The sequence below is a fragment of the Pantoea agglomerans NBRC 102470 genome (assembly GCF_001598475.1).
Classification (GTDB): Bacteria; Pseudomonadota; Gammaproteobacteria; order Enterobacterales; family Enterobacteriaceae; genus Pantoea; species Pantoea agglomerans.
Genome location: NZ_BCZA01000025.1, coordinates 1 through 503 on the forward strand (window position 1 = coordinate 1; position 503 = coordinate 503).

The window sequence follows — 503 nt, forward strand, 5'->3', positions numbered from 1 at the left end:
GACGCGCGGCCGACTCTTTCCGGCGACGCAACCGCCGACATCGATCACGTCAACATCTATGACAACGGCGAGCTCGTCGGCAGCGCAGCGGTGGACGCGGACGGCAAGTGGAGCTGGACGCCGGAGCAGGATATGGCGGACGGCACCTCTCACGACCTGACGGTTGCGGCGGTGGACGCGGCGGGCAACGAAGGCCCGCAGGCAGACGGCGACTGGAGCTTTACCGTTGACACCAGCACGGCGGCTCCGGAAATCACGAACAACACCGAGGACGAGCTGGCCGGTAACGCCGAGCCGGGCGCGGTGATCGTGATCACCGATCCGGTCAGCGACAGCGTGACCAGCACGGTGGCGGACGCGGACGGTCACTGGAGCATCCAGCCGAATCCGGCGGGCGTGGACGCCAAAGACGTCGTGGTGGAAGCCACCGACGAGGCGGGCAACAGCAACAGCGTTGTGATCGACGGCCCCGGCGACAGCACGCCGCCGGATAACCAGACCTC

General features: G+C 67.6%; 1 protein-coding gene. It reads left to right on the forward strand.

Translation table 11 applies throughout. The features are described from left to right. On the forward strand, window positions 1–503 hold a 503-nt coding region (locus PAG01S_RS21420), incomplete at both ends, for an Ig-like domain-containing protein (protein WP_155724515.1).